The 1,344-nt window shown below is 70.8% G+C and carries 1 protein-coding gene; it reads left to right on the top strand.

The features are described from left to right. On the top strand, positions 1-1,344 hold a 1,344-nt coding region (locus tag AB0L75_RS44260; protein ID WP_365191948.1), incomplete at both ends, for an acyltransferase domain-containing protein.

The raw sequence follows: 1,344 nt of genomic DNA, 5'->3' as shown, positions 1-1,344 counted from the left end.
GACACCGACGCCCTGGCCGAGGTGGTCGCGGACGTCGAGGCCGCGGGGATCCGCGCGCGGACCATCCCCGTGGACTACGCCTCGCACACCCCGCACGTCGAGCAGGTCCGTGACCGGCTTCTCGAACTGGCTGCTGTGATCGTTCCGCGGTCGGGTGATGTGCCGATGTACTCGACGGTCACCGGCGAGCGCGTCGACGGTACGGAGCTGGACGCGGAGTACTGGTACCGCAATCTGCGTGAGCCGGTGCGGTTCGCGCAGACCGTCACCGCGCTGGCGCAGAACGGTGCGAGCGTCTTCGTCGAGGCGAGCGCGCATCCGGTGCTGACGGGTGCGGTGGGTGAGGTGGCCGAGGCGGCTGGTGCGGATCTGGTGTCGGTGGGCACGCTCCGGCGTGACCAGGGTGGTCTGGGTCGGTTCGTGATCTCGCTGGCCGAACTGTGGGTGCGCGGCGTGGAGGTGGACTGGACCGCGGTCGTGGGTGAGGGCGGGCGGGTTGATCTGCCGACGTATGCGTTCCAGCGGGAGCGTTTCTGGTTGTCGGGGTCGGCGGGTGTGGGTGACGTCGGTGGGGCGGGGCTGTCGTTGGTCGGGCATCCGCTGCTGGCGGCCGGGGTGAGCCTGGCCGATGGTGGGGGGTTGGTGTTCACGGGCCGGTTGTCGCTCGGTGCACAGCCGTGGCTGGCTGACCACATGGTGTCGGGTCGGGTACTGGTGCCGGGTGCAGGGCTGCTTGAACTGGTGCTGCGGGCGGGTGAGTTCGTGGAGTGTGACGTGGTCGGGGAGTTGGTGCTGCAGTCGCCGTTGGTGATCACGGACGCCGAGTCGGCCGTGGATGTGCAGGTGGCCGTCGGCGACGCCGATGAGCGGGGGCAGCGGCCGGTGCGGGTGTTCTCCCGCGCGGTGGGCGACGGGCAGGACGCACAGTGGACCTGCCACGCCGAGGGCACGGTCGCCGCGGATGCCGGCGATGTGGCTGATGAGTCGTTGGGGCAGTGGCCGCCGGCCGGCGCCACGGCCGTGGATGTCACGGACTTCTACGAGCGGTTGGCCGAGTGGGGTTACGGCTACGGGCCGGTGTTCCAGGGTGTGCGTGTGGTGTGGCGTCGGGGCGATGAGGTGTTCGCCGAGGTCGAGCTGCCGGAGTCGGCCGCGGCCGACGCCGAGCGCTTCGGTGTGCACCCCGCACTGGTCGACGCAGCCCTGCAGAGTTCACTCGTGACCTCGCTCGACGACAGCGACGTGCAGACGCGTCTGCCGTTCTCGTTCACGGGTGTGCGGGTCCACGCGACGGGCGCCACGGCGGCTCGCGTCAAGGTGACCCGGGCCGGCGACGACGCCATC

Source organism: Streptomyces sp. NPDC052101, from assembly GCF_040680235.1.
GTDB lineage: Bacteria > Actinomycetota > Actinomycetes > Streptomycetales > Streptomycetaceae > Streptomyces.
Note: the sequence above shows the minus strand (reverse complement) of the source record. Positions and strands in the feature narration are given on the sequence as shown.